Origin of the sequence: Conexibacter sp. CPCC 206217, assembly GCF_030646165.1 — a bacterium.
In the GTDB taxonomy this organism is placed as follows: domain Bacteria; phylum Actinomycetota; class Thermoleophilia; order Solirubrobacterales; family Solirubrobacteraceae; genus Conexibacter.
The window spans coordinates 17,724-36,704 of record NZ_JAUTDO010000011.1 but is presented as its reverse complement, the minus strand read 5'-3'; the positions used below and the strand labels follow the sequence as shown (position 1 = coordinate 36,704).

Below are 18,981 nucleotides of genomic sequence, written 5' to 3'. Positions count from 1 at the left end.
AAGCTGGCGGAGCAGATCGGGGTTGAGCCGCTCAGGCTGCTGACGGCGAGAGTGCGAGGTGAAATCGGCCAATGGCGGCCGCGCTAGGCTTGGCCCTGCGGGAGTATAGCTCTATAATACGGAGCATGAAGACAGCACGTCGCTCCGACCAAACGCAATCGTCACGACGTAGTGATCGGCGCGGCTTGCGGCAGCGGGGCCGGGACGAGATCGTCTCGATCACCCCTCGGGTGACGCCTCGCGGCAGTCTCACCGGGAAGATTCGGTTCAATGCGGCTGTCATGACTCATGAGGCGTCCGCCAAGGCGCGCTACGCCCGGCTGTTCTACAGCCGCACCAGCAGGGCGATCGCCGTTCGCCTCGACGTTGAGCCAGTGACCGGCTACAGAATCACGCCGGCCGGAAACGCGGGCGTCATCGGCACAGTCGGCGGATTCCTGGACCATTTCGGCCTCGACCCGATGAAGATCAGCGGTGAGTACCGGACGCAGCGATTCCGCGCCCGTGACGTTGGCATCGATCTGGACGGCGAAGTCCTTGTGATCGACCTCGCGAAACCGGTCATGCGCAAGCGCTAACCCCTCTGGTCGGCGGACATGCGCCGCACACGCTAGCCGTATCCTCCGGTCGTGCCCAGCGGTGGTCGCGGCTGGGTAGCGGTGTCTCGTGCACGTCGCCGACGTGCGCCGTTTCCTGGCAGGAACAGCCTTATACGCCCGCGAGTAGAGCGGTGAAGCTCAACTTCGCCGGCAGGCGGCCGATCTAGGTAGGGTAGCGCTGCGGAAACGACCCTATTCATCAGATGCCCCAAGCGAAAATCCAGACTCTGCCGGTGAGCAGTTTGCTGCTCGATCTGAGAAACGCCCGGCTGCCGGATGAGCCGGCCAACCAGTTGGAGGCTGCTCGGGCGCTGGCCCGGCAGCAGAAGGGCAAGCTGGTCAGACTTGCCGAGCACATCGTCGCCAATGGCACTGATCCCTCGACGCTGGTAGCTGTGGTGCCAATCCGCGGCCGCCGGAACTTCTACAAGGTGCTGGAGGGCAACCGCCGGGTGGTCGCGCTGCAGGCACTCGAGACGCCTGATCTGGTCACGCCGGAGTTGACAGCAGCCCTGAGAAGACGGCTGCTTGCGGCCGCCGCGCGGTTCGCAGACAGACCGATCGCTGAGATCGCCTGCGCTGTGTTCCAGGACGAAGACGACGCCCACAGATGGGTGATGCTGCGGCACCTCGGGGAGAACGGCGGCATTGGACTCGTCGGTTGGGACTCCGCAGAGCAGGATCGCTACGCGGCCCGGCACGGCGCCGCGCGCCGCCCCGCTGGCCAGGTGCTCGACTTCGTCACCGTCCACGGCGATCTGTCGCCAGCCGCGCTGGAGTCGAGCCGCGGCATCATTACGACGATCGAGCGCTTGCTGAGAACGCCCGCGGTACGGACGAAGCTGGGGCTGGAGGTCCGTGATGGCCGGGTGGTCGCCAGCTTCAACTCCACGCGGACCGCCGCAATCCTGACCCGTATCGTCGAGGATCTGAAGCTCGGCAGAATCACCGTCGGCAATGTCTACACCAAAGCTGACCAGCTCCAGTACGTCGATGGCCTCCTCAGCCAGATTGACGACGAGAGCCCGACGCTTGACAGACCGGTGGCGTTGAGAGATTGGACTGAGGGCCGCGAGCCAGTCGACGTGCCGGCGCCGAGAAGACGGAGACGGCGGAAGCGCCGCGCGGTGCCGCGCACGACCGTCATTCCGGCGGAAACCGAGTGGGAGATTTCCAACTCGCGCATCGCTGAGATCTTCCGCGAGCTCCGGACGCTCGAAGCGGCGCCCTTCCCGAATGCCTGTTCGGTACTTTTTCGCACCTTCATCGAGCTGAGCGTCGACGCGCTCCTGGAGGAAGAGAGAGTCCTGACGGACCGCGAGATGCGGGAAGAGAAGCTGGCAAGACGCCTCCGTCTTGCCGCCGATTTCCTCCATGCGAGAGGAGAAATCGCCGAGAGCCTGAAAAGGGCCATCCATGCGGTTTCAAGCGATCCTCGATCGGTCCTCGGTGTGTCACTGCCGACGTTCAACCTCTACGTCCACAACCCGTACGTCTTCCCGAAGAGCGCCGACCTGTTCATCGCATGGGACGAGGTGGCCCCCTTCCTCAGAAAGCTGTGGGTCCACTTGGACGACGACGTGAACCCAGCCCAGGCTGCCTAGCATGGCAACGCCCGAGCGCCGATACTCTTCGCCGCTGCGCTATCCCGGCGGCAAGGGCAAGGTGGCCAGCTACATCAAGCTTGTCATGCTGGAGAACGATCTCCTCGGCTGCGAGTACGTCGAGCCGTACGCCGGTGGCGCCAGCGTCGCCCTGTCGCTGTTGTTCGAGCGCTACGCCAGCCACATCCACATCAACGACTTGAACCGGAGTGTCTTCGCCTTCTGGAAGACCGTCCTGGGCCAGCCGGACGAACTGTGCAGACGCATCCGCGACACCAGCGTCGACGTCGCCGAATGGCAGCGACAACGGGACATCCAACGACAGCAGGACGTGTCAGATCTCGACTTGGCATTCTCGACATTCTTCCTCAACCGTACGTCGCGTTCGGGCATCATCGGCGGCGGCGTGATAGGTGGCCTCGACCAGACGGGCAGATGGAAGATCGACGCCCGCTACAACGTCGATCCCCTCATCCGACGCATCGAGAAGATCGCTCGGCACCGGGACCACATCACCGTCACCGGCAGAGATACCGCTGACTACATCCGCCAGGACCTCCAACACGTCCCCGACGCCTTCGTCTACTTCGACCCGCCGTACTACGTCAAGGGACGCGGGCTCTACGAGAACTACTACGTGCACGACGATCACGCCGAGGTCGCGGCACTCGTCCTCGCTCTCGAAGTCCCCTGGGTCGTCTCCTACGACGCGACGCCTGAAATCCGTGCCATGTACGACGGCGCCGCCTGTATCACCTACGACCTCCACTACAGCGCCGCTGACCGCAGCAGCGGTTCCGAAGTCATGTTCTTCAGCAGCGGCATGGACATACCGCGAGAGGTCAGGCCGGCTGGGGTGCCGGCGGGCTATGTCGACGCACAGTTACGGTTCGCATTGCCCTCCGACACGGGGTTGCCAACGCGTCAACCTGGCTGACGTAGCGAATTCCTTGATCTACCCACGAGCTATCAGGGAGAGAAGGCGACGAAGGGAATCTCCGACCTCAGGGTTTGAGAGGGTTCCGATCAGGTCGACTCACACGAGAGCCCTGCGAAAGCGGGGCTCTCGTCGTTTGGTCCTCGTCAGCAGTCCCCCGCCGCGCGCAGCTGCGCGCGGTAGCTGCGCATCGCGGGGGACTGCATGTCGGAGTGGGTCTGGGTGCGCAGCGCGGGGACGTTCTCTCTGTGGAACGGCGAGGAGAGGCTCTCCGCGTGGCCGATCACGTCGCGGACCGGGATCTCGTAGCGGCAGCGCAGCCAGCGCGTCAGTCGCAGCGACGCCCTCAGCTGCGCGGCGTTGCCGAGCACCTCGCCGTCGCTGTAGCCGACGTGCTCGATCCCGATCGCCGCCCAGTTGAGGCCGACCGTGTGGCGGCAGAGGAAGGTGATCGGCGTCAGCTGGACGATCCGGCCGTTGCGTGCGATCACGAACTGCGAGCAGGTACCGGGCAGCTCGTACAGCTCGACGTCGGGCAGGTTCGGCGCGAACGTGTCCCAGGTCGCGTCGACCGAGTCGTTCTCGGTCCAGTGCTCGACGATCACGTGCGGCTGCACCTCCGTCGTCGCGCGGCCGTAGTGGCGCTTCGCGTACGCGGCAGTGTCGCTGCGGCGGGTCGCGGTCAACGGGATGAAGCGTCTCGTGATCGCGGGTCTGGGGACCGCCATCGGCGATGCGAGCGAGGCGAGGGCGAGCAGCAGTTGCAGCATCGACCGCGAAGGATCGCAGCCGCGCCCGCCCGGCGGAGCTGCGGCTCAGCCAACCGCGCCCGCTCAGCCGAGCTGCGCCTCAGCCGAACGTGAAGGCGTACGCGTCAACGCCTCTGTCGGGCTCGAGTCTCAGCAGATGGCGGCCGGCCTGCGGCAGGTCGACCAGCTCGTAGAGTCTCTGGCCCGTCACGGTCACGACGCCGTCGTGGACGTCGCTGCCGGCGAAGCGCGCCGTCAGCGGGCGGCCGTCGAGCAGCACGCGCATGCGGCGCGAACCGCCGGGCGAGCCGAGCACGAGGTAGACGCGGCGGGCGCCGAAGTTCAGGTCCAGCGAACCGCCCTCGGCGGTCGCGTTCTCCTCGGAGATCTTCCACTCGCCGCTGTAGGCGAGCTGATCGGGGCTCGGCGGCTTCGACCTGCCGTAGTCGTGCTGGCCGGGAAGGATCGCGCCGTTCATGAAGCCCTCCCCGGCGCGCGCGGCGCCGAGGTAGCTCTCCGGCGTCGTCACCTGACGCGAGGCGGTGATGCCGTGCGCTCTGACTCTGGCGCTGCCGACGTCACGGCCCGCCTCCGCCAGCAGCGTGCGGATCACCTCTTCCTTTCTGCCGTAGTCGCCCTCGCCGAAGTGGGCGTAGCGGACCCGCCCCTTCTCGTCGATGAAGTACTCGGCCGGCCAGTACTGGTTGCCGTAGGCGGTCCAGGTCGCGGTGTCGTTGTCCTGCACGACGGGATATCTGATCCCCTCGCGCGCGATCGCGTCGGCGACGTTGCCGGGGTCCTTCTCGAACGGGAACTCGGGCGTGTGCACGCCGACGATCGTCAGCCCGTCGCTGCGATAGCGGGCGTCCCACGCCTCCAGGTACGGCAGCGTGCGCAGGCAGTTGATGCAACTGTAGGTCCAGAAGTCGACGAGCACGACGCGCCCGCGCAGCCCGGCGAGCGACAGCGGCTCGCCGCCCGGCGTGTTGAACCACTTCTGCGTGCCGACGAAGTCGGGGGCGTCGCCGATCACGGGGAGGTCGAGGCGCGCCTCGGCGGCCGCGTGGGTGGCGTTCGAGCCGGACCCGGCGCCGCTCGTTCCATCGTCCTTGCCGTCGTCGTCGCCGCCTGCGCCGCTCTCGCCCGGCGCCTGCGGCCGGTCCTGCGCCCGCAGCGCCGCCGCCGCGATCCCGCCCTCGCCCCCGCGCACGTCGGCGAGCGCGTCGCTGGCGGCGCGCGTCTTCTCCAGCCCTCCCGTCGGGTTGACGAGGAAGGCGGGCAGATCCTTCGCGATCGCGCTCTGGAAGCGCAGGTCGTAGTCGTTCAGCATCGCGAGCGCGAAGACGACCATCACCGCCCCCATCGCGATCTGCAGCTTGCCGCTGCTGCGCGCGAGCGGGGCGGTGAGCCGGCGGCCGCCGAGCATCAGCGCGTACAGCACCAGCGCCGAGCCGAGCCCGTACGCGAGCGCGACCGCGAGCCGCCCGGCCGTGAACGGCTGCGCGGCGGAGACGGTGATCACGCCGGCCAGCACGGGCCCGGCGCACGGCGCGTAGACGAGCCCGAGCGAGGCGCCGACGAGCAGGCCGGAGCCGAAGCCGTCGCCTCTGCGGGCGCCGCCGGCGCCGCCCGATTCGCCAGCGGCGCCGCCGCCGGCGGCCGAGCGGCTCGCGCCAGCACCACCGCTCCCAGCCGCGCTGACGCGCCCGGCCACGCGGCTCAGCCATCCCTCCACCCGCGCCGACAGCGGCGGCACGAGCAGAATCGCGCCGAACGCGAGCAGCACGACGATCGCGAGCGTGCGCAGGAGCGTGTCCGGCAGGCCGAGCGCGGACAGCACGTAGACGAGCGCGACGGTCGCGAACGTGAACGAGGCGGTCAGTCCGACGAGGATCCCGAGCGGTCGCCGGCGCCCGCCGGTGGCGCCCGCGGCCAGCACGATCGGCAGCACGGGCAGCACGCACGGGGACAGCGCAGTGCCGGCGCCCGCGAGGAAGCCGAACAGGATCAGCAGCGCCATCGCGCTTCAGTCTTGCGCCGGAACCTCACGGCGAGATCAATCCGGGGCACGTTGGTGCCTACGAGCCCCGCCCGGCGCGAGATCAGCGCCGCAACAGTGGCGACGCCTGCGCTGTCCCGCTGTTGCCCGTGCCCGAGGCGACGACCCAGGCGCCGAGCGCGAGGTACAGCACGCCGCTCGCCTGCGGCTGGCGGCGCATCAGCGCCGGGCGACGGCGCAGCCAGCGACCGAGCGCACCAGAGCCGAGCGCGTAGGTCGCGTCGGAGAGGAAGCCGACGACGACGAACAGCGCGCCGAGCACGACGATCTGCAGCCATGCCGGCCCGCGCGAGGCGTGTACGAACTGCGGGAAGAGCGCGAGGAAGAACAGCGCGACCTTCGGGTTCGACAGCTCGACCAGGATGCCCTGGCGGTAGGAGCGCCCCAGACGCATCTCCTGCGCCGCAGCCTCTCCGGGCAGTTCGTCCCCGCCCCGCGTGCGCAGCGCCTTCACGCCGAGGAACACCAGATACGCGGCCCCGAGGTAGTGCAGCGCGGCGAACACGACCTGCGACGACGCCAGCAGCGCCGACAGCCCGACCGCCGTCGCGACCACGTAGACGGAGGCGCCGGTGGCGCAGCCGGCGGCGCCGGCGAGCGCGGGCCGCGCGCCGACGCCGATCCCCCGCCCGAGCACGAACAGATTGCTCGGCCCGGGCAGTGCGGCGAACCCCAGCGCGACGGCGGCGAAGAGGACCATCGTGGCAAGCGTCGGCACCGCCTCAGCCTAGCGCGCAAGCGCCGCGGAGGAGCGTCGCCCCCACCATGGGACGACGCTCCGGATCCGGGCGACGAGCGCGCCCCTACGCGCGCTGGAACTGCGCGATCGCGATCGACAGCATGCCGAGCGCGAAGGCCGCCACGACGGCGATCTCGACGCCGATCGGGACGTGCCAGCCCCACCACGTGACGCCCGGGTTGAGCGCCTCGCGCGCCGCGTCGCTGATGTCCAGCTGCGCGAACACGACGTGGCGGATCGGATCGACGATGTAGGTCAGCGGATCGATCCGGTTGAGGATCTCCAGCCATTGCGGCAGCCCGCTGACGGGGAACAGCGCGCCGCTGAGGAACAGCAGCGGCATCAGCAGCATCTGCGTCAGCGCCATGAACGACTGCATCTGCGTGATCCGCGCCGCCGCCATCAGACCGGCCGCGGTGATCATGAAGGCGAGCAGCAGCTGCAGGCCGATCAGCGCGAGGATCATGTCGAGGCGGTACGGCACGTCGACGAGCGGGGCCATCGCGATCACGATCAGGCCCTGCGCGCCGGCGACGGTCGCGCCGCCGAGGCACTTGCCGACGACGATCGAGCCGCGCCGCACCGGCGCGACGAGCATCTCACGCAGGAAGCCGTACTCGCGATCCCAGACGACCGACGCGGCCGAGAAGATCGCGGTGAACAGCACCGCCATCGCGAGCGCGCCCGGGAAGATGAACGTGCGCAGGTCGACGCCCTCGGTGCCGCCCGCCGCCAGCCGCGAGAGCCCGCCGCCGAGCACGAACAGGAACAGCACCGGCTGGAACAGCGAGGTGACGATCCGCAGGCGATCGCGCGAGAAGCGGATCAGCTCCCGCTGCCAGACGATCTTGACCGCGCGCACGTCGGCGCGCCAGCCGCCGGCCGGCACGCGGATGCGCGTCGTCGGGGCGGGCGCCGTCGCGGTCGCGTGACCGCTGCTGCCGGAGGTTGTCGTCGCCATCTGCTCAGCGCCCCTTCCGCATCATCCGTGCCATCGGGTCGACCTTGTCGCCCGCTTCCGCATCGCGGATCGTCGAGCCGGTGTACGACATGAAGACGTCGTCCAGCGACGGCCGCGAGACCGAGACGCCGCGGATCGGCACGCCCAGCTCCGCGAACAGCCGCGGCACGAACCGCTCGCCGCTCTCGACCGCGAAGGAGACCGCGTTCTCCGAGATCGTCGCCTCCAGCCCGAAGCGCTCCTGCAGCGCCGCGATCGCCGCGACGTCGTCGCCGGTCTCGATCCGCACGCGGTCCTTGCCGACGCTCGCCTTCAGCGCCTCCGGCGTGTCGACGACGATCACCTGCCCCTGGTCCATGATCGCGATCCGATCGCAATGCTCGGCCTCGTCCATGTAGTGCGTGGTGAGGAAGATCGTGATCTCCTCGACCTGCTTCAGCTCCTGGATGTAGCGCCAGATCGAGCTGCGCGTCTGCGGGTCGAGGCCGACGGTCGGCTCGTCGAGGAACAGCACGCGCGGCGAGTGCAGCAGGCCGCGCGCGATCTCCAGCCGCCGGCGCATGCCGCCGGAGAAGGTCGAGACGCGGCTGCTGCGCCGCTCCCACAGGCCGACCATCTCCAGCACCTGGCGCATGCGGTCGGGCACGAGCGCCTTCGGCACGCCGTACAGCTCCGCGTGGAACTTCAGGTTCTGCTCGGCGCTGAGGTAGCCGTCGAGCGTCGGATCCTGGAACACCAGGCCGATGTTGCGCCGGACCTCGTCGCGCTCGCGCACGACGTCGTGGCCGGCGACCAGCGCCGTGCCGCCGTCCGGCTCGACCAGCGTGCAGAGCATGCCGATCGTGGTCGATTTGCCCGCCCCGTTGGGGCCGAGGAAGCCGAACGTCTCTCCCGGCGCGACGTCGAGGTCGATGCCGCGAACGGCCTCGACCTCTTCGAAGCGCTTGACGAGCCCGCGCACCTGAACGGCGGCGGGCTCGTCGACCGGGCGGTGGGCCTGTACCGCCGCGGTCGTGCTCACTTCGCCTCGTCCTCCGTGGACGGGCCGTCCTGCGTCTCCGCCTCCGGCTCGCCGTCGGCGAGCAGGCGGTAGAGGTCGCGGCGCGCGTTCACGAGGATCCGCTGCGCCTCTCTGCGCTGGGCGTCGCTGCCGGTCTGCATCACCTGCATCATCGCCATCCCGACCTCGCGGCCGGTATGCATCAGGGCCCAGGCGTCGTCGGGGACGCCGCCCGCCATCTGCTCCCACGGCGCGGCCTGCTCGGCGTCGCGCTTGGCGACCTCCTCGCGGCCCGTGTCGGTCAGCTCGAAGAGCTTGCGCCCGTCGTGCTCGCTGGAGCGGATCAGGCCCTCGTCCTCGAGCTGCTGCAGCGCCGGGTAGACGGAGCCCGGGCTGGGACGCCAGGCGCCGCCCGAGCGCTCTTCCAGCGCCTGCATGATCTGGTAGCCGTTGCGCGGCTCCTCGGCCAGCAGCAGCAGCGCCGCGGTGCGGACGTCGCCGCGCCGCGCGCGGCCGCCGCGCTTGCCGCCCCAGCCGCCGGGCCCGCCGAAGCCGCCTCCGCCGCCGGGACCGCCCGGGCCGAACGGGAAGCCGCCGCGGCCGAACGGGCCGCCACGTCCTCCGAACTCACCGCGGCCGTGGCCGCCGTGTCGTGCGTGGTCGCCGTGACCGGAGCGGGGACCGCCGCCGGACATTGCGCGCCACAGATCTGCGATGTCGAAGCCACCTCGATGGCAGGAACCGGAGTGTCCTGCGGAGGCGGCGAAATTGGATGCGCTACGCATGCCGTTCTCCTTGTTTGACTGTTCTTGACGTGTCAAAGATATATCGGAACAGTCTTTTCGTCAAGGGCGGTTCTCGAGGCGGTCCGCGCGCAGACCTCCGCGACCACGCGCCCGGTCGCCGCGGCGCGCCGCGCGAACACCGCAACCACGGCGCGCGCGGGGGGTTATGGAGCCCGATGGCACTGTCACCGCCAGCGTCGACACCGGCCTCCGCGCCGGCGCAGCCCGCGCCCGACTGGGTCGAGCGTGCCGCGCGTCTGCATCACGAGATGAGCCAGGCGCCGGTCGGCTCCAAGCAGCGCCGCTTCCTGAAGCGGGCCGCCGAGCGCGCGCTGAAGCGCGCCGCGGCCGAGCAGCGCGCGGCGTAGCGGCGGCCGGCAGCGCCGGCGCCACAGCTGCGCGACTCGCCCATCGGCGCGAGCGCGGACCGGCCCCGAACGCACGAACGCCCCGACGCGTTGCCGTGTCGAGGCGTTCAGTGCCCCCTGCCGCCGGGGGGTGCCGGCATACGGGGATTGCCAGGCAGCGCGCGGACGATGGTGATCGCACGCATGAGGGGGAATCAGCGCGCGGATCGTCCGTACCGCTGCCCGAGGCACATGCGACTATAGCCAAGAAAACCGTCTAGAGGTGGAGATTTACCGCTCGCAGGGGGTGATTCGCCGCCCGCCGGGGGTGGAGATTCGGGCTGCGGTGAAGCAGTTTTCAGCATTCCGATGCGCGAGCCCTCACCCCAGTCCGCCGCGTTCGCCAGAACGCTGAGAAAGCTGCGGCGAGATCGCTATCTGTCACAGGAGGACCTCGCGGGCCGCTCGGGGATCAGCGCCAAGCACATCGGCGAGATCGAGCGCGCGGCGAAAGAGCCGAGATTGACCACGCTGATGCGACTGGCGAGCGGTCTCGGGGTGCCAGCCGCCGAGGTGATCGCAATAGTGGAACTCCACCTTGAGGCGGTGTAATCCCACCCACAGGTGTGCGAACATACGTTCGTGTCCGGCCGTTCCCCACACCTTTCGTCGCTTGCCCGCAACATCCGCCACCTGCGGCGTGAGCGCGAGCTGTCACAGGAAGCGCTTGCCGCCGCGGCGGGCATGCATCCGAAGCATCTGAGCGAGATCGAGCGCGGCAACAAGGATCCGCGCGCCACCACCGTCGCCCGCCTGGCCGACGCGCTCGGCGTCACCATCGGCGAGCTCTACGGTGAAGGCGACAGCTCAGACGGCAAACACCTACAATGACCGCCGCCCCGGGCCACTGGTGTATCGGTAACACGACGGTCTCCAAAACCGTAACGCGAGGTTCGACTCCTCGGTGGCCCGCTCCGGCAGATTTCCCGCGAACACGGGGATTTGCGCCCTCCTTGGCAGCAAACCCGTCCATTCGTCCAGACGCGACGCCGGGCGCTCAAGATCCCCGCTCGTCCGGTCGAGCACTCGGGGGATCGGCCGGGATCGCACCTTTGCCGATCCGGAGCGCCCCGGACCTGCCTGGCCGGGGCGCTCGTCGTCCTGGGGACGGAGCGTCGCCGGCCGCGACCGCGTCAGTCGTTCGGCTTGCAATAAGCGACCAGCACTGAGTACGTCGAGCCGGTGACGGCGGTGTGCGATATCGACACGACCTCGTGTCCGGTCAGTTCGATGCCGGCGATGATGTCCGCGACAGCCGTCGCGAGGTCCTCACCGGCATTGACCGTGGCGACCTTGACAAGGGTGTCGCTGGCCACGCGCCGATACGGTCTGAACGGGCTCACTCTGCCTCCTTCGCGGCCATGACTGGCCGGGTAGATCCGTCATGCGGTGCTCCCAAGAGCACGAGGCGATCGTATATGAAGTCCTCTCAAATCGTCCAGCTTTGCGTGCGGCTGGGCGCACGAGAGCGCGCCGCGCCGGGCGGTTGAGAAGTTTGCTGTGCCGGGCCGCCGGGGCCCACCGCCGCTGCGGACGCAGCGGGGCGCACTTGGCGCTCAGGCGCTGACGACGGCAGGCTCGGCGACCGGCGTGGTCGTCGGCGCGTCGCCGTTGGCGGTCGCGGCGTGGAGCACCGCGCCGAGCAGACCGGGAAAGCGCGTCTCGAGATCGTCGCGGCGCAGCGACAGCAGACGGCGCTTGCCGTCGACCCGCGTCTCGGTGATGCCGGCCTCGCGCAGGACGCGGAAGTGATGCGACGCGGTCGCCTTGCTGACGCCGAGATCGAACGAGCCGCAGGGCCGCTCACCGCCGCAGGCGAGCTCGCGCACGACCGCGAGGCGGGCGTCGTCGCTGAGCGCGTGCATGACCGAAGTGAGCTGGATCGCGTCGGCGGTTGGCTGGTCTGGCGTTCCCATCGCTCTCCATTCTATGCCGCTCCGCGACTTTGCTGCGCACATTGGCGCATGGCGCGGCAATAGACGCCTTGCAAATGCGGGCGGAGGGATTCGAACCCCCAAGGCCTCTACCTGGCCAACCGGCTCCTAAGACCGGCGTGTCTACCGTTTCACCACACCCGCAGGTGCTGTTCGCGACAGCGGTCCCGCCCGCCGTCTGACGGGTAGTGCACCACGCGACCGCGCAGGATTGTAGGGTCCTGGCGGGATGGACGACGTCTACGTCATCGATCGGCCCAATCGCGCGAAGGCGTCATCGCACACGACGCGCGCAATCGTCGTGCTGCTGCTGCTCGTCTCGGCCGGCCTCCAGCTGATCGTGATCCTCGGCGGCTGGTCCTCCCTGCAGGGCAGCAAGGCGGTCCAGTTGGTCTTCGCCCTGCTCTACATCCTGATGGCGTATCTCGTCAGCAGATGGAACCGCGGCGTGCTGCCGGTCGCCGCCGCGATGGCGATCCTGCTGCTGATCTTCGCCGCCGTCTCCGGCCCCGAATGGCTGGACCGCGACAAGACCGGCTTCTCCACGCCCGAGTCGATCCTCGGCAGCGCCGGCCTCGAGTCGTCGGTGCTCGCGCTGCTGACCTTCATCGTGATCCCGGTGCAGGTGCTGCTGATCGGCTTCGCCGCGCAGGCGTTCCAGCAGGAGTGGCACGTCGAGCTCGAGGTGCCCAAGAGCCGCGCCCTGTGGTCGGGTGCGGCGCCGCGCAAGCTCGTCGAGCGCCCCGGCGCCCGCCGCGGCACCACGAGCACCGGCGCCACGCGCGGTTGACGCCGCGCTCCCACCCTAGAAGCTGACGCTGTCCCCGCCGAGCGACCGCGCCTGGTCGACGGGCACTATCTCGCGCCCCAGCGGCAGCAGCGAGACCGGGATCAGCTTGAAGTTCGCGAGCCCCAGCGGGATCCCGATGATCGTGATGCAGAGCGCGATGCCGGTGATCAGATGCCCGAGCGCGAGCCACCAGCCGCACAGGATCAGCCACAGCACGTTCCCGATCCCCGACGCGATCCCGGCGTCGGAACGCCGCACGACGGTCTTGCCGAACGGCCACAGCGCGAACACGGCGATCCGCAGCGCCGCGATCCCGAACGGGATCGTGATGATCAATATGAAGCAGATCAGCGCGGCCAACGCATACCCGATCGCCATCCACAGGCCGCACAGCACGAACCAGATGATGTTCAACAGAAGTCGCATCGTGGTCCTCTCGATACGGCGGGTGGGATTCGAACCCACACGAGCTTGCGCTCAGCGGCTTTTGAGGCCGCCGTGTCTACCGTTCCACCACCGCCGCGTGGGGTCAGGTCCGAGTCTACGGGGCTGAGCCCATGATCGGCGGCGAACCATCGTCCGAGGCATGCCAGGAGAGGTCGCCATGGCCGCGCAACAGCGGATCATCCTGCGGATCGCTCCGGAGGCGATCCACTACCGGGGGCTGGCTCCGCTCGCTCAGCCGATCACGAGCGCGTGCAGGTGGTCGATCAGCGCCGGCGGCGCGACGACCAGGCCGAACGGCAGCTCGTGGTCGGCCGGCAGGTCGCGCACCGCGAGGCCCGCGCGCTCGCAGATCAGCGCGCCCGCGGCGTAGTCCCAGGCGTTGATCCCGCGCTCGTAGTAGGCGTCGGTGCGGCCGGCGGCCGCCCAGCAGAGGTCGAGCGCGGCGCTGCCGCCGCGGCGGATGTCGCGCACGCGCGTGATCAGGCCGCTGACGATCTCCGCCTGCCGCGCCCGCAGCCTCGCGTCGTACGCGAAGCCGGTCGAGATCAGCACCTGGCCGAGGTCGTCCTGTGCCGACGGGATCAGCGGAGCGCCGTTGAGCGTCGGCTGGCCACTGCGCGTCGCGGCGAACTCCTCCTGCCGGATCGGATCCCAGACGATCCCCGCGACCGTGCCGCCGGCGTCCGCGGCGGCGATGCTGACCGACCACTGCGGGTACTGGAAGAGGTAGTTGACGGTGCCGTCGAGCGGGTCGACGATCCAGCGGATCCCGCTCTCCCCCGTCGCGCTCGTCTCGCCGCCCTCCTCGCCGAGGATCGCGTCACCGGGACGACGCTCGGCCAGCAGCGCGCGGATCGCCAGCTCGGCGTTCACGTCCGCCTCGCTGACGAGGTCCGTGTCGGTCGACTTCGTGCGCACGCCGGTCGCGTTGCCGTAGTAGCCGAGCAGGACTCTGGCGGAGGCGCGCGCCGCGTCGCGCGCGATCTGCAGCAGCTGGGCTTCGAGCGCCGCGGTGGTGGGTGAGGCGTCAGCGGAGGAGGTCACTCCGCAAGCGTAGGACGCCGCGCGCTCCACGGTCGTGCGGTCTCCATCTGGGCGGCGAGCGACAGCAGCGTCGCCTCGTCCCGCGGGCGGCCGACGAGCTGGACCGACAGCGGCACCCCGCCCGGCGTGAAGCCGGCCGGGACCGCCGCGGCCGGCTGGCCGGTCACGTTCCAGGCAGGCGTGAACGGCGTGAAGCGCGCAACGCCGTTGAACGTCCACAGCGCGCCGCGGCCGTCGTATCTGCCGACCGGCATCGGCAGGTCGGCGAGGCCCGGGGTCAGCAGGACGTCGTGGTCGACGAGCACGCGGTTCAGGCGCACCGTCGTCGCGCCCTCCTCGTTGCGCGCCCAGCGGACGAAGCCGTCGGGCAGCAGGCGGCCCATTCTGACCATCCCCTGCGTGCGCGGCTCCAGCCGCTCGGGATGCGCGAGTCTGCCCGCGTCGTCGGCTATCCCGCGCAGGTAGCGGGCGATCACCTGCGGCAGGACCGGATCGAGCGGCGGGTCGACCCGCTCGACCGTGTGCCCCAGCTCCCGCAGCAGCGCGATCGTCGCGTCGAGCGCCTCGCGCTGCTCTCGCCTGACGGGGGCCAACAGCGGGTTGCGGGTCGTGTAGGCGATCCGGAGGGGGCCTTTGGGCGGGGTCGCCGCCGCCTGCGCGTAGGGCGGCGTGCCCGCGTCGCGGTCGGCGGTGGCGTCGAGCCACAGGGCGGTGTCGGCGACGCTGCGCGTGAGCGCGCCGGTGACCGTCAGGTCCTGCCACGGCTCGACCTTCGGCGCCTCCGGGACCCGCCCGCGCTGGGGCTTGAGGCCGAACAGCGCGCAGCATGAGGCGGGAATGCGGATCGATCCGGCGCCGTCGGTCGCGAGCGCAGCGGCCGCCAGACCAGCCGCGACGGCTGCGCCGCTGCCGCCGCTGGAGCCGCCCGGCGTGCGGTCGAGATCCCACGGATTGCGCGTGATGCCGTACGTGATCGTCTCGGTGAACGGCCACTGCGTCAGCTCGGGCACGTTCGTCTTGCCGATCACGATCGCGCCCGCCGCGCGCAGCCGGCGCACGACCTCGGCGTCCGTGGTCGCGGGCCGACCGTCGGTCGCGGCGGTGCCATACGGCGTCAACTCGCCGGCGACGTCGACGTCGTCCTTGATCAGGATCGGGACGCCGAGCAGCGGGCGGTCCTCGGCGCCCGCGCCCGCTCTGCGGCGTGCGGCGGCCTGGTCGGCCTCGATCAGCGCTCTCTCGGCGAACGTGACGCGGATCGCGTTGAGCTGCGGATCGATCCGCTCGATCCGCGCGAGGTACAGCTCGACCAGCTCCCGCGGCGAGACGTCGCCGTCGCGGACCAGCTGCGCCTGACGCCCGAGGCCGGCGAATGCAAGATCGGTCGCGTCCATCGCGGCAGCCTAGTCGGTGGGATGGGAGCGGCGCGCGGGTTTGGGGGACGGCGCGGGCGCAGCGGCTCAGCGGGCGCAGCGGCTCAGCGGGCGCAGCGGCTCGGCGAACGACGCGGGTTGACATCATCGCTCGCGGATGGAGCGTGCGGCCAAGTCCTGGAGCGAGCCTGCGGCGGTTGCGGGCAGCGACGCCGAGCGACGGGCCGCGCTGGCGCTGGCCGCGCGGTTGCGTGAGGGCGGTCGCGAGGTCGCCGTCGAGACGGTCTGGGTGCGACCGCGATGGGAGCTCACGCACGCGCTCCACGCGGGGCTCGGCGTGGTCGCGAGCCTCATCGCGGTCGCCAGCCCGATCGCCGGGCTCGCGCTCGCGCTCGTCGCGCTTCTGTCGCTCCTGCTCGACCTCAGCGGCCGCCTCTTCCTGCTGCGCCGCCTGACGCCCGAGCGGGCGACGCAGAACGTGATCGCGTCGGCGTCGGCGCGGGCGGATCACGCTGTCCCGGGCGACGGCGACGGCGGTGCATCTGGCGCGGGTGCCGGTGGAGCCACGCCGCCGCTGCGCGTGATCCTCACCGCCCACTGCGACGTGCCGCGTGGCGGGCTGCTGCGGCGGCTCGCGCGCGGACGGGGCGGCGGCGCACGGACCGCGGGCCGGCGCGGCGCGCCGAACCGACCAGGCGCGCCGCTGCCCGGCCCGTTCGCATGGATCGTGCTCGCGCTGCTCGGGGTCGCCGTGTGCGCCGTGCTGCGGATCGCGGACGTCGACGGCAGCGGGATCGGTGCGATTCAGTTGGTGCCGACGCTCGTCCTGCTCGTGGCGCTCGGGCTGCTGCTCGACGCGGCGCTGTCGCGGGCGCCGACGCCGGCCGCCGAGACGGACGGTGCCATGGCGCCCGCCGCCGCGGAGCCTGGTCCCTCGGCACCAGAGATCGTGCTCGCCGCCGCACAGGCGCTCGACGCGACGGTGCTGCGACGCGTCTCCGTCGAGGTCGTGATCGCCGGGGCCGGGACCGGCCAGGCGCTCGGGTTCCTCGCCTACCTGCGGCGCAGACGGCCGTCGCCGGAGCGCAACGTCGTGATCGAGATCGCGGAGGGCGCGGCGGTGACAGTGCCGACGTGGTGGACGCGCGACGGCGCGCTGCTGCCGCTGCGCTACCACCCGCGGCTCGTCGCGCTCGCGGCCGCTGCCGCCGCGGACGAGCCGCAACTGGCCGCGCGCGACCGCCGCGGGCACGCGATCGGCGCCGCGTTGCGCGCCCGCCAGCGCCGGATCCCCGCGATCCGTCTCGCAGCGCCGCACGCGGCCGACGCGCTCGCACTCACACTGGCGTTGGTCGAGCTGTTGGACGAGGAGGGCGGGTGAGCGGCGCGGGCACGCAGCGGCTCGCGTTCGGGCACGTCAGCCGAGCACCGGCATCAGCTTCGACGCCGGACGGGCGGCGAGGCCGCGGGGGCGGGCGAGGCGTTCGAGCATCACGGCGGTGTCCGCGAAGGGGACGCCTGTGAGGTGTGCGGGGCGTTCCTCGAAGTCGGCGACGATCCCGCCGAGCGCCGCGGCGTAGCCATCGCCGTCACCGCGAGCGAGCGCGTCGATCGCGGTGCTCGTGCGCATGAAGGCGGGATCCTCGCTGCGCATCCCGGCCGCCGCCGCGCGGGCTGCCTCGTCGTCGCCCTGCACGAGCGCGGCGATCGCGAGTGCGTAACAGCCCGGCGCCGAGTCGCAGGCGTCGTCGAGCACTCTGCGCACGTAGGCCGCCTCCTCCCCGCCGTGGCCGGCCAGCACGCCCGCCTTCGCCATCCCGACGAGCCGTCCGTAGCTGCGCGGCGGCGCGGCCTCCCACGACGCGCGGTACCGATCCGCGGCAGCGCGGAAGCCGTCGCACGCGACCGCGGCGTCGCCACGCAGCAGCGCCTGCTGCGCACCCGCCTCGATCCTGATCGCTTCCTGCAGCAGCGCTCTGTGATCAGACCCGGCCATCTCGCTCCTCACTCACTCGTCCGTGCTGTCTCTCGGCGGCACGCGGTGCGGCCGCGTCGGCTCCTCGCCGGGATCCGCCCGTGCCCACAGCGAGCCCCTGGCGGGTGGCTCGGGCGGCCGGGGCGGCTCCTCCGGGACCGGCGCGTCTGCCGTCGGCGGATCGTCGTTCTCCTCGGCGGCGGGCGGTTCCATCCAGGCGGGCGCGTCCGCTTCCGTCTGCGCCGGTCCCGCCGCCGGCTCGATGAACTCCGACCCGTCGTCGGCGCTCTCCGGACCGGCTGCGGCGGCCGGCGACGGTTCCGTCCCGGCGGGAGGAGCCGACGCGGCCTCCGACAGCGGCGGACGGGCCCGCATGCGCTCAGGCGCAGGCGGCGCAGCAGCGAACGGCGGGATCGCGGCCGCTACGGCCGGCGGCGACGTGGACGGGACGGGTGCGGGGACGACCGGGGCGGGGTCGCCCCTCGCCGGTTCGGGCGGCAGCGGCTGGCGCGGGCGCAAACCGGCGGCGATCATCGCGGCGCCGATCAGCAGCAGCACCAGAGGCCAGAACCAGAGGCTCGGGCCGCCCTCGCCGGGCGCGCCGACGAGCAGCACGAAGATCAGCAGGATCAGGGCGCCGAGGTAGCCCGGGCCGGACTCGTTGTCGACGCCCGCGAAGGCGACCAGGCCGAGGCCGGAGGCGAGCAGCGCAACCTTCCACAGCACGCCCGGCCCGGCGGCGCGGTTCAGCAGCTCGTCCGATCCGAACGACAGCACGGCGCCGAACAGCAGCTCGCCGATGAACGTGATCCCGAGCACGAGGATCGCGACGCCGGCCGCGTCGATCAGGTAGACCGATTCGCGCCGGTGGCGGTCGCGCAGCACGAGCGAACCGCCCAGCAGCAGGATCGCGGCGAACAGCAGCAGCCAGCGGGTCGTGCCGGCGCCGTCGGGCGAGAAGACGAGGTCGACGAACGCAAGCAGGGCGAACGTGCCGGTGATGCCCGCGATCAGCGTGCAGACCTCGCTGCGGCGTTCGCGCGCGAGCCATGCCGCCGCGGCCGTCATGACGGCGAGGATCAGGAACGCCGTCCAGGCCGAGCCGAGCGGCTCCTGCACGCCGAAGACCTGCGCCAGCCGCATCAGCGTCACGAACAGCAGCACCAGGCCGCTCAGCTGCAACACCAGCTGGTACGCCCGCGGCGTTTCCTCCTCCATCGGCGCGAGCACGCCCATCCCGAGCACGATCGCGCACGCGAGCAGGTTCAGCACGAAGAAGACGCCGTTGCCCCAGCTGTCGTCGAGGCGCAGGTTGATCAGCAGCAGCGCGACCGTCAGCGGCACCGCGCCGCCGGCGATCAGGTCGCCGCGGTGGGGATGCGGGCGCAGCAGCTCGATCCCCTCGCGCACGCGCGCCTGCAGCTCCGGCGGGAGCGCCGGACCGCCCGCGCCGGCACTCGCGCCGCCGGCCCCGCCGCCGGTGGCTCCCGACCCTCTCTGATCGCTCGTCTCGGCCATGCCGCCAGCCTACCCGTGGCAGCGGATCCGCTGGCGCCGCCACAGCCGCCGCCGTACCAT

General features: G+C 71.0%; 21 protein-coding genes and 3 tRNA genes. 9 read left to right on the top strand and 15 right to left on the bottom strand.

All coding sequences use genetic code 11. The annotated features are described in order from the left end of the window. The first annotated feature begins 125 nt into the window (after nucleotides 1-125). From Q7L65_RS23715 to Q7L65_RS23705, 3 genes are all read left to right on the top strand, one after another. Nucleotides 126-578: a hypothetical protein gene (locus tag Q7L65_RS23715; RefSeq protein WP_304725138.1), complete on the top strand. Its 453-nt coding sequence runs from the start codon at nucleotides 126-128 to the stop codon at nucleotides 576-578. A gap of 254 nt (nucleotides 579-832) precedes the next feature. Further along, nucleotides 833-2,203: a hypothetical protein gene (locus Q7L65_RS23710; RefSeq protein ID WP_304725136.1), complete on the top strand. Its 1,371-nt coding sequence runs from the start codon at nucleotides 833-835 to the stop codon at nucleotides 2,201-2,203. A 1-nt stretch (nucleotide 2,204) separates the two neighbouring features. Further along, on the top strand, nucleotides 2,205-3,140 hold the full coding sequence (locus Q7L65_RS23705) for a DNA adenine methylase (RefSeq protein ID WP_304725134.1): 936 nt from the start codon (nucleotides 2,205-2,207) through the stop codon (nucleotides 3,138-3,140). 146 nt (nucleotides 3,141-3,286) lie between these two features. Here the strand turns inward: Q7L65_RS23705 and Q7L65_RS23700 are convergent, their stop codons facing one another. The 6 genes from Q7L65_RS23700 to Q7L65_RS23675 all read right to left on the bottom strand — a co-directional run bounded on the left by Q7L65_RS23700 (nucleotide 3,287) and on the right by Q7L65_RS23675 (nucleotide 9,343). Further along, nucleotides 3,287-3,910 (bottom strand): N-acetylmuramoyl-L-alanine amidase, encoded by a 624-nt coding sequence (locus Q7L65_RS23700; RefSeq protein WP_304725132.1) that lies wholly within the window; start codon nucleotides 3,908-3,910, stop codon nucleotides 3,287-3,289. Nucleotides 3,911-3,989: 79 nt separating this feature from the next. Further along, the gene (locus Q7L65_RS23695) at nucleotides 3,990-5,909 is read right to left on the bottom strand and encodes a cytochrome c biogenesis protein DipZ (protein ID WP_304725131.1); all 1,920 of its coding nucleotides are present in this window, start codon (nucleotides 5,907-5,909) and stop codon (nucleotides 3,990-3,992) included. Nucleotides 5,910-5,991: 82 nt separating this feature from the next. Continuing rightward, complete coding sequence (locus tag Q7L65_RS23690) at nucleotides 5,992-6,666, bottom strand: LysE family translocator (RefSeq protein ID WP_304725129.1); 675 nt, start codon at nucleotides 6,664-6,666, stop codon at nucleotides 5,992-5,994. A gap of 85 nt (nucleotides 6,667-6,751) precedes the next feature. Next, nucleotides 6,752-7,648, bottom strand: coding sequence for an ABC transporter permease (locus Q7L65_RS23685; protein ID WP_304725127.1), 897 nt, complete (start codon nucleotides 7,646-7,648; stop codon nucleotides 6,752-6,754). Nucleotides 7,649-7,652: 4 nt separating this feature from the next. Beyond that, nucleotides 7,653-8,669 (bottom strand): ATP-binding cassette domain-containing protein, encoded by a 1,017-nt coding sequence (locus tag Q7L65_RS23680; RefSeq protein WP_304725125.1) that lies wholly within the window; start codon nucleotides 8,667-8,669, stop codon nucleotides 7,653-7,655. After that, on the bottom strand, nucleotides 8,666-9,343 hold the full coding sequence (locus tag Q7L65_RS23675; RefSeq protein ID WP_304725121.1) for a PadR family transcriptional regulator: 678 nt from the start codon (nucleotides 9,341-9,343) through the stop codon (nucleotides 8,666-8,668). Before Q7L65_RS23675 ends, Q7L65_RS23680 begins: the two co-directional genes overlap by 4 nt. Nucleotides 9,344-9,609: 266 nt before the next feature. On the opposite strand from Q7L65_RS23675, the gene Q7L65_RS23670 reads away from it, so the two are divergent. The 4 genes from Q7L65_RS23670 to Q7L65_RS23655 all read left to right on the top strand — a co-directional run bounded on the left by Q7L65_RS23670 (nucleotide 9,610) and on the right by Q7L65_RS23655 (nucleotide 10,752). Continuing rightward, nucleotides 9,610-9,801, top strand: coding sequence for a hypothetical protein (locus tag Q7L65_RS23670; RefSeq protein WP_304725119.1), 192 nt, complete (start codon nucleotides 9,610-9,612; stop codon nucleotides 9,799-9,801). A 348-nt stretch (nucleotides 9,802-10,149) separates the two neighbouring features. Then, nucleotides 10,150-10,392: a helix-turn-helix domain-containing protein gene (locus Q7L65_RS23665; protein WP_304725117.1), complete on the top strand. Its 243-nt coding sequence runs from the start codon at nucleotides 10,150-10,152 to the stop codon at nucleotides 10,390-10,392. A 30-nt stretch (nucleotides 10,393-10,422) separates the two neighbouring features. Continuing rightward, entirely contained in the window at nucleotides 10,423-10,671 is a 249-nt protein-coding gene (locus Q7L65_RS23660) for a helix-turn-helix domain-containing protein (protein WP_304725115.1), read from the top strand. 10 nt (nucleotides 10,672-10,681) lie between these two features. Then, nucleotides 10,682-10,752 (top strand) — tRNA-Trp (locus tag Q7L65_RS23655). Between the two features lie 221 nt (nucleotides 10,753-10,973). On the opposite strand, the gene Q7L65_RS23650 is transcribed toward Q7L65_RS23655, so the two are convergent. The 3 genes from Q7L65_RS23650 to Q7L65_RS23640 all read right to left on the bottom strand — a co-directional run bounded on the left by Q7L65_RS23650 (nucleotide 10,974) and on the right by Q7L65_RS23640 (nucleotide 11,918). Next, nucleotides 10,974-11,183 (bottom strand): hypothetical protein, encoded by a 210-nt coding sequence (locus Q7L65_RS23650; protein WP_304725113.1) that lies wholly within the window; start codon nucleotides 11,181-11,183, stop codon nucleotides 10,974-10,976. A 213-nt stretch (nucleotides 11,184-11,396) separates the two neighbouring features. Next, complete coding sequence (locus Q7L65_RS23645; protein ID WP_304725112.1) at nucleotides 11,397-11,756, bottom strand: helix-turn-helix transcriptional regulator; 360 nt, start codon at nucleotides 11,754-11,756, stop codon at nucleotides 11,397-11,399. A 75-nt stretch (nucleotides 11,757-11,831) separates the two neighbouring features. Next, nucleotides 11,832-11,918 (bottom strand) — tRNA-Leu (locus Q7L65_RS23640). Between the two features lie 85 nt (nucleotides 11,919-12,003). Between Q7L65_RS23640 and Q7L65_RS23635 the strand changes: the two genes are divergently transcribed. Further along, a complete protein-coding gene (locus Q7L65_RS23635) occupies nucleotides 12,004-12,564 on the top strand; it encodes a hypothetical protein (protein WP_304725110.1) in 561 nt (186 codons plus the stop codon). Nucleotides 12,565-12,579: 15 nt separating this feature from the next. Here Q7L65_RS23635 and Q7L65_RS23630 read toward each other — a convergent pair whose 3' ends face one another. The 4 genes from Q7L65_RS23630 to Q7L65_RS23615 all read right to left on the bottom strand — a co-directional run bounded on the left by Q7L65_RS23630 (nucleotide 12,580) and on the right by Q7L65_RS23615 (nucleotide 15,449). Beyond that, complete coding sequence (locus Q7L65_RS23630) at nucleotides 12,580-12,990, bottom strand: YccF domain-containing protein (protein WP_304725108.1); 411 nt, start codon at nucleotides 12,988-12,990, stop codon at nucleotides 12,580-12,582. A gap of 14 nt (nucleotides 12,991-13,004) precedes the next feature. After that, nucleotides 13,005-13,087: transfer RNA gene (locus tag Q7L65_RS23625), tRNA-Leu, on the bottom strand. Nucleotides 13,088-13,242: 155 nt separating this feature from the next. Then, the gene (locus Q7L65_RS23620; protein ID WP_304725106.1) at nucleotides 13,243-14,055 is read right to left on the bottom strand and encodes an inositol monophosphatase family protein; all 813 of its coding nucleotides are present in this window, start codon (nucleotides 14,053-14,055) and stop codon (nucleotides 13,243-13,245) included. Continuing rightward, complete coding sequence (locus tag Q7L65_RS23615; protein WP_304725103.1) at nucleotides 14,052-15,449, bottom strand: amidase; 1,398 nt, start codon at nucleotides 15,447-15,449, stop codon at nucleotides 14,052-14,054. Before Q7L65_RS23615 ends, Q7L65_RS23620 begins: the two co-directional genes overlap by 4 nt. Before the next feature lie 136 nt (nucleotides 15,450-15,585). Between Q7L65_RS23615 and Q7L65_RS23610 the strand changes: the two genes are divergently transcribed. Then, entirely contained in the window at nucleotides 15,586-16,809 is a 1,224-nt protein-coding gene (locus Q7L65_RS23610) for a hypothetical protein (protein WP_304725101.1), read from the top strand. A gap of 36 nt (nucleotides 16,810-16,845) precedes the next feature. Here the strand turns inward: Q7L65_RS23610 and Q7L65_RS23605 are convergent, their stop codons facing one another. Together Q7L65_RS23605 and Q7L65_RS23600 are read right to left on the bottom strand one after the other, a co-directional pair. After that, entirely contained in the window at nucleotides 16,846-17,424 is a 579-nt protein-coding gene (locus Q7L65_RS23605; protein WP_304725099.1) for a hypothetical protein, read from the bottom strand. 12 nt (nucleotides 17,425-17,436) lie between these two features. After that, on the bottom strand, nucleotides 17,437-18,921 hold the full coding sequence (locus Q7L65_RS23600) for a hypothetical protein (RefSeq protein ID WP_304725097.1): 1,485 nt from the start codon (nucleotides 18,919-18,921) through the stop codon (nucleotides 17,437-17,439). Nucleotides 18,922-18,981: the final 60 nt, after the last annotated feature.